Origin of the sequence: Sphingomonas sp., from assembly GCF_019746015.1 — a bacterium.
Classification (GTDB): Bacteria; Pseudomonadota; Alphaproteobacteria; order Sphingomonadales; family Sphingomonadaceae; genus Sphingomonas.
Genome location: NZ_JAIESM010000067.1, coordinates 1 through 6,742, shown reverse-complemented (window position 1 = coordinate 6,742; position 6,742 = coordinate 1). Strand labels below are relative to the sequence as shown.

Below are 6,742 nucleotides of genomic sequence, written 5' to 3'. Positions count from 1 at the left end.
CGCGCTGTTGCGTCTGGTGCCGCAGACCGATTTTCGCGCGGTTCTGATCCAGGCCAGCCATGCCCGCCGGCTGACCGCCAAGGGCCTCGAACTGCGCTTGCGCCTCACCGGGCAATGGGCTGACGGCATTCTCTATTCGGGCGAACGCCTGGCGGCGGGCGGCGAATTCACCGTTCGCGGCTATCGCGAGACGCTGGCCCTTGTCGATCGCGGCGTGATCGGGTCGGTTGAGCTGTATCAGCCGCTGTCGCTATTCGGGCGCGGCGCCGGCACCAAGGGCGTCAATCTTGGCGCCTTTGGCGTGTCCGCCTTCGCCGACGGCGCTTTCCTGAACAATGCGGTCGATCCGCAGCCGCAATCGACCGGCCTTGCCAGCATCGGCACCAGCCTGGCCTGGATACCGTCGGACGCGGTGACGGCGCGGGTCAGCTATGCCTATTCGCTGATCGACGTGCGCCAGGTCGGCAGTGTCGATCTTCAGGACCGCGGCTTTCAGTTTCGCGTCACCATCCATCCGCTGGCGCCGTTCCGCAAATTCTAGGAGCGGCGCACCGTCAGAAAATCGACGATCGAGAAATGTCGACCTGTTTGCACCGGATCGTCATCCAGCCGACCTTGCGCAGATAGGCCATATCAACCGCTCTGCCGCTGCATGTAATACGCCGGACGCCGTCCCGATAATATTTGACATTTACGGTGAATTTGCTGGGCTTGTTTGCAAGAGTCGCCACAGATTTTTCGAAATCGCCAAATTTTGCACACTGCGCTGCCGGGCCTTCGCAATTTGAGTCACTGATCGGATAGGCCAGATAGGGTGCTTTGACAGCTCCCCCCGGAACATCGACGATTTCATCATCGCGTTCGATCGCCAACAGCCCGCGCAATTTTATGCAGCGCACGCCGATATCGCATTTCTTTTCAGCCAATGGATTGTCGGTGAAGACCGGTTGAACAGTTCCGGCAAATCCAAAATTCGGCCCCTTGTCGATCGGCGAGATCGATGCCTTCATCAAGACGTCACCATGCTGCCCATCGGCGGCGTTAATCATCGCCAGCCGCATTGCGATGGTGAGCACGGCGTTGTCGCCGTCACCGTCCCGATAAAGCAGGGCTTGTTGCGGCGGCTGTACGACGATCACCGAGCCGCGCAGCGCGTAGAAAGCGTTGATGGCCGCCAGCGTGCTCGCCAGCAGAAAGCCGGCAAAGCCGGTCGATACCACTCGATACAATATGTCGCGCTTGCGCAGCCGGGGGTATCGGTCATCCCCTCCATCGTTACTGCTCGCCAATGACTGATTACCCCATTCACCCTGCGCGAGCGCCGTTGCCGGCTCTCTTGCTGCCTCTTGCGATCAAGCGTAAGGAAATAGAGACACGTCGTCGAGGGGGGAGCGATATGGCACGGTCGGCGCACCTGTTGGGCATCTTGATGTTGAGTGCGATACCCGTCGCGGCCGCAGCCCAGGCCTTCTCGCTGACGGTGGTCGAATTTGCCGGTGGGCCTGACCAGTTGATCGCTTTCAACGGCGCCAAGGTGGTCGCCTATGATGCCAGCGATACGCCCTTGTTCCGGGCGGATCACGGCTTCCTGTTCGGCGCTAACAGCAAGCTGGGAAATCCCGCCGGACGTGTTTTTGCGTGGGACTTGGCGCGCAAGAAGGTTCGCGTGAGCGCCGCAGGTCTCCCCCAAGTCTGGCTGGCTTGCAGTGAATTGAAGCCCATGTCGCTGGCCTGTTCGACCACGCTGCGCATCGCCAATGACGGCTCGCTGGTGATTTCGGGTACGGGCCTGAACGGGGGGAAACGCGGGAACGGACCGATGGAGGCAGATGCGGCAACACTGGCGCGCCTCCCCGATTGTCCGGGCGATCCTCGCTGCCCATCGTGATTGGGTCGCTGACCTGACAGCTCCATCATGCGCGAGTTGGCGCCATGCCGGAGCATCGGCGAAAACTCCGCCGCGACCGCAACCGTTACTTTGGGCTGCGCGACCAGAGAAACCGGGCACGGATCAGCGCAACCGGAGCCGCGATACGCTCTCCCGAGTACCGATTGGCCGCATGACACGCGCAGCCCTGCACGAGTTTTCGCGCCCCAGGCACACGATTGTGCGAAACGTCGGAACTGGCTGGCGGTGGAGGCTATCTGCTGCGAGCCGCTCTGTCCTGCTCATTGGCGGTTACGGAGTTGCGACTCCTAGTTTAGCGCCTGTAAATCGGAAATTGATCCACAGGCCATCAGAGCTGAATGCGGCTGGAAGGGCGTTCGCGTCAGCCCGGAACGCCCGCCGCGCGCAACAGTGCGAAGATTTCCTCGCGGTCTGCTTTGCGGCGGAAGGGCAGCGCGCGAACGATCGGCGAGGCGAGCCCGGTGGGGATGAGCCGCGTGAACAGGGTGGCGCGCCGCTGGGCATCGTCCCTGTCGCCAAGGCCGGAAGCGGCGGCCGTGCCACTGAATAGGGCAGAGGGGTGGCCGGGCGAGAGCGCGAGCGCCTCATCCGCCCAGTGCCGCGCATCGGCATAGCGCCCGGCAATCAGGCAGCACATCGCGCGCCCTGCATGGATATTGCCATTTTCGGTTTCGGGAAGCGGGCTGAGGTCCGCCGCGCGCGCAAACAGCGCCATCGGCATATCATATTCGCCCGCCGTGGCGCGAATCCAGGCGGCACTGATCAGGGCGACGGGATCATTGCCGTTGAGCTTCAGCGCGCGGTCTGCGGCGGGAAGCCCGCCGGCATAATCCTGACCAAGGAACACCAGGCTCATTGCCCCCATTGCCAGCGTCCGGGCGTCGGCCCCGGCCAGGCCGATCGCCTGGCGGGCCATGGCAATCGCCCGGGTGAAATCCTGCGCTGTCTGGAGACGAAATGCCATGCCCTGTGCCCAGGGCAGGTAGGCGAGCGCCGGGGCAAAATCCGGCGCGATTTCCAGCGCCTTTTCAAACGCGTCTGCCGCGGCGCCATAGTCTTTCGCGCCAGAGCGGAAGCCCGACGCAAGCCCCCGCAAGAAATAGTCATAGGCGACCAGGTCGACATCCGGCTGGTCGGTGCTTGCGACCAGCCTGAGGCTGGCGATCTTGGGCTCGATGGCGTTGGCGATTTCCGCCGCAGCCGCATCCTGAATCGCAAACACGTCGCTCATCGACCGTTCCAGCATGCCAGACCAGGCAATCGCAGCGGAGGTGCCGGCAATGAGGCGGTAGCGGATCCGCAGTTGCTCCTCGCCGCCGCTGCGCGACAGCTGCAAAGACCCGGTCAGCAGATAGTCTGCGCTCAGCGCCGATGCGGTCGCAACGGGGTCGAAATCATCCCGGTCGATCGACGCGGTGGCGCCGGGCGCGAGGATGCGCAGCATGGTATAGCGGGAAAGCGCATCGGCCACGCCGTCGATGATGCCGTCGGCCAGCCAGCGGCGGTTCTCGGCTTCTTCGCCCATCGGCCGAAAGGGGAGGACGGCCACCGTCGCGACAATCCGCGCATCGCGCGGTCGTTTGTCCCTCTGCATCGACGGACTTGCAGAGGCTGGCTGAGTGGCAACGGGCGCGCCCCGTAACGCCGCGTCAAGCGCGCCGCTGAGGCCGATGCGTTCGCGGCGAAACGCGGCGGCCGCGCTTTCCGCCAGGCTGGCCGCCTCGTCCGCGCGGCCAAGCTCGACCAGCGACCGAACACAGATCGCATAGGCGCCTTCATCGAACGGGTCGAGCTGAACCAGCCTTCGGCCCGCTGCAAGGCGTCGCGCGGGGGCATTCTCAAGCCGCTCGATCAACGCCTCGATCAAGCGACGCTGCTGCGCCCGACAATCCTCACGCACCGCCGCGACCCACGCGGAGAATTCGGGGGCATGGTCGATGACGCTCCCTTCGAGAAAATCGCCCGAAAGCGTTTCGACTGCGGCTTCCAGACGGTCGGCATCGGCGGTGGCGAGAGTCGCGTCCTCGGCAAGCGCGCGCAAATCGTCCAGATCGAGACCCAGTCCCTCGCGGTTCAGGCGCACCATGTCGCGATCGGCCACCAGCCGGGTCACGTCCGCGTCATCGACCAGCGGGCGCAGCTTGGCGAGGCTCCAGCGCAACGCCCCGCGCGGATCATCGGTCAGCTCAAACAGCAGTTCGCAAAGCCGTTCGCGCCGCTGCGGCCGGCCGGTGACCGCGAGATAGGCAAGCAGCGCGCGTGTCTTGCGCGAGCTCGGCACGCTGATGGTCCGTCCGTCCCGTTCGATTGCAAACCCGCCAAGTAGTCTCAGCGTTACCCTGTTCCGCGTCATGCCAACGCGCCCGCCCTTTTCCTATCCAGATCGTTTTTTGTCGCTGTGCAGCAATTCCCACGCTCGTTCAAACGGTCGCACCCACGTCCCTTGCTTATCGGCACGCCAGCCCCGCCGAAAATCTGGGGGACTTAGGAGATATTGAGATGACAGTAATGAAGATCCACGCGTTGATCGGCGCCGGCTTGCTGGTGGCTCTCAACGGTTTAACCGCGTCGCCGGCGGCCGCCAATCCCCATGGCGGTTTCTATGTCGGCGCCGACACGGGTTATGAAGGCTCTGGTCGGATCGACCAGGGTGGCGTCACCTACGGCCTGTTCGCCGGGTATAACCTTGCCGTATCGGACAAGGTGATCCTGGGCATCGAAGCGCGCGTGGGCGACAGCGAGATCGACGAGACGCTGACCCGCACCACGCCGACGTTCACGACGGTAACGCGCAACGCGATAGGCCTGCATTATGGCGCGGCCGCCCGCATGGGATATGCGCTCAGCAAGCGCACCCTCGTCTATGCACGGGGTGGCTGGGAGAATGTCCGTCTCCGGTCGGTATCGACCCGGACATCGGTACCGCCCACGACCGGTCCGAACCCGGTTGTCACCGATGCGTCGTTCAACGATGACACGCTCGTGGTGGGCGCCGGCGTCGAACATCGGATCACGGACACGATCGGGCTGCGCTTGAGCTACGACTATGGCGAGAATTTCGATCGCCATCAGGTTCGCGCCGGCGTGGTGTTCGCCTTCTAACGGGAGCGGGACGCATGGCGCGCGCCCGCACCCTCCAATTGCCCGGCATCGCGTGCAGCTTTGCGGTTGCGCAGGCGGCACGCGATGCCGGCACGCGGGCCTGCCTCACGATCGAGCCCGGTCATGGCTCGCCCGCCCAAACCGCGCCCTATGCGAAGCGGATCGAGGTCGACGCAGGGATTGTCAGCCTGACGCTCGACCATGGTTCCGAATTGCTGAGCAAGGGTGCCGTGCGGGTGATCCCCCAGGGTCGGGTCCATGGCTTTTCCGCGATCGGGCGCGATCCGGCCCGGGTGACCATCGAAACGCCGGACGAGCGATATGCAGCACTCGTCTGCGCGCTGGCCGGGCTCGGGCCGGATGCCTCATGGCGTCAGGTCGAAGCTGTGTTCCGGGCCTTTGGCCACCAACTTGTCTATGAATGAGGATTGAGAAGATGAGGCCCCTGCTCCTGTCCCTGATGTCGTCGGCGGTCCTGCTCGCCGCGCCGGGGTGCGTCAGTATCGGCAATCGTTCGGGCGAGCGCGCGCTGTTCCCGCCCAGCGCCTGCAAGGCAGAGCAATATCATGGCTTTATCGGCGCCCCGCTCGCCGCGACGACCTTGCCGGTCGGCGTGCGCGTGATCGAGCCCGGCGCGATCCTGACGCAGGACTATGTGCCGACGCGCCTCAACGCGCTTGTCGATGCGCGCGGCTCGATCACGGGCTTCCGGTGCGGTTAGAACGTCCCTCCAGGTAGAAAAGGCTGACTCACATGTCCCACAACGCCCTTGCCCTCACCCGCCGTGGCCTGCTCGGCTCCGGCCTTGTTCTTGCCGCCTTGCCGGTGCCGGTCTTCGGCCAGACCATAGCGGCGCAGGACCCGCAGATCGCCGCGATCCTGGCCCTGTTCGATCCCGCCGGCGGCCCGGCGGCACGCGCCGCTTTTCATGCCGGGCAGCTCTCCCCCGCCGGCCAGCAGCGCTGGCCGCTGGCTGACTTCCAGAAGGTGTTCGGCGAGATTGCCGACCTGTCGGGCGGGTTCGATTTTGTCGCAGCCGACCGGCGCGGCACGACCTTGTGGCTGACGGTGCGCGCCCGCCGCCAGCGCGTCGAGCGCAGCCTGCGGGTGCGCATCGACCGCGACAATCCCGAGCGCATCTTCGACATCCTAGCCTCTCCGACGCCGACGCCCTATACCAAGCCGCTGCCGCAAGGCCCGATCGCGCCCGCAGACCTGCCCGCGCTGGTCGCGCAGCGGTTGGCTTTTTCGGCCATGCGCGACGAATTCTCGGGCGCGTGCCGGATCGTCGCCCCTACGGGTCAGGTCGCCTATGAGGCCGCCTTTGGCATGGCGTCGCGCGCGCGCAGCCAGGCCAACACCCCGGACACGCGCTTCAACCTCGGTTCGGCCGACAAGAGCTTCACCGCGCTGCTGTTGGCAAAGCTGGTTGCCGAAGGACGGCTGACCTTCGACACCCGGCTGGTCGAGGTGCTCCCCAGCTATGCCAACGCCGAGTTCGCCCGCGCCTGTACCCTGCGCCACCTGCTCAGCCATTCAGCCGGGCTTGGCACGCTGTTCGACCGGCCGGGCTATGACCGACGCAAGCCCTATTCCCGCATGGCCGACCTGCTACCCGCCTTCGCCGCCGAGCCGCCCGCCTTTGCGCCAGGCACGTCTGCCGCCTACAGCAACGAAGGCTTCGTCGTGCTCGGCGCGGTGGTCGAGCAGGTGACGGGGCAAAGCTGGTAC

At 65.1% G+C, this 6,742-nt stretch carries 8 protein-coding genes; 6 read left to right on the top strand and 2 right to left on the bottom strand.

Annotated elements, in window-relative coordinates; all coding sequences use genetic code 11:
• Positions 1 to 541, top strand: a 541-nt coding sequence (locus K2Y03_RS09815; RefSeq protein ID WP_294090436.1) for a ShlB/FhaC/HecB family hemolysin secretion/activation protein, incomplete at its 5' end; no start/stop codon positions are given.
• 13 nt (positions 542 to 554) lie between these two features.
• Here K2Y03_RS09815 and K2Y03_RS09810 read toward each other — a convergent pair.
• Entirely contained in the window at positions 555 to 1,220 is a 666-nt protein-coding gene (locus K2Y03_RS09810; protein ID WP_294090435.1) for a hypothetical protein, read from the bottom strand.
• A 176-nt stretch (positions 1,221 to 1,396) separates the two neighbouring features.
• Between K2Y03_RS09810 and K2Y03_RS09805 the strand changes: the two genes are divergently transcribed.
• Entirely contained in the window at positions 1,397 to 1,888 is a 492-nt protein-coding gene (locus K2Y03_RS09805) for a hypothetical protein (RefSeq protein WP_294090434.1), read from the top strand.
• Positions 1,889 to 2,270: 382 nt separating this feature from the next.
• Here the strand turns inward: K2Y03_RS09805 and K2Y03_RS09800 are convergent, their stop codons facing one another.
• Positions 2,271 to 4,190 (bottom strand): hypothetical protein, encoded by a 1,920-nt coding sequence (locus K2Y03_RS09800; RefSeq protein ID WP_294090430.1) that lies wholly within the window; start codon positions 4,188 to 4,190, stop codon positions 2,271 to 2,273.
• 227 nt (positions 4,191 to 4,417) lie between these two features.
• On the opposite strand from K2Y03_RS09800, the gene K2Y03_RS09795 reads away from it, so the two are divergent.
• From K2Y03_RS09795 to K2Y03_RS09780, 4 genes are all read left to right on the top strand, one after another.
• Complete coding sequence (locus K2Y03_RS09795; RefSeq protein WP_294090428.1) at positions 4,418 to 5,011, top strand: porin family protein; 594 nt, start codon at positions 4,418 to 4,420, stop codon at positions 5,009 to 5,011.
• Between the two features lie 14 nt (positions 5,012 to 5,025).
• Positions 5,026 to 5,436: a hypothetical protein gene (locus tag K2Y03_RS09790; RefSeq protein ID WP_294090426.1), complete on the top strand. Its 411-nt coding sequence runs from the start codon at positions 5,026 to 5,028 to the stop codon at positions 5,434 to 5,436.
• A gap of 35 nt (positions 5,437 to 5,471) precedes the next feature.
• Positions 5,472 to 5,732 (top strand): I78 family peptidase inhibitor, encoded by a 261-nt coding sequence (locus tag K2Y03_RS09785; RefSeq protein WP_294090424.1) that lies wholly within the window; start codon positions 5,472 to 5,474, stop codon positions 5,730 to 5,732.
• Between the two features lie 32 nt (positions 5,733 to 5,764).
• The coding region (locus K2Y03_RS09780; protein WP_294090422.1) for a serine hydrolase at positions 5,765 to 6,742 on the top strand (978 nt) is incomplete at its 3' end.

Coding starts and splice junctions, on each gene's coding strand:
- K2Y03_RS09805 (WP_294090434.1), top strand. CDS start 1,397: ATGGCACGGTCGGCGCACCTGTTGGGCATCTTGATGTTGAGTGCGATA.
- K2Y03_RS09795 (WP_294090428.1), top strand. CDS start 4,418: ATGAAGATCCACGCGTTGATCGGCGCCGGCTTGCTGGTGGCTCTCAAC.
- K2Y03_RS09790 (WP_294090426.1), top strand. CDS start 5,026: ATGGCGCGCGCCCGCACCCTCCAATTGCCCGGCATCGCGTGCAGCTTT.
- K2Y03_RS09785 (WP_294090424.1), top strand. CDS start 5,472: ATGTCGTCGGCGGTCCTGCTCGCCGCGCCGGGGTGCGTCAGTATCGGC.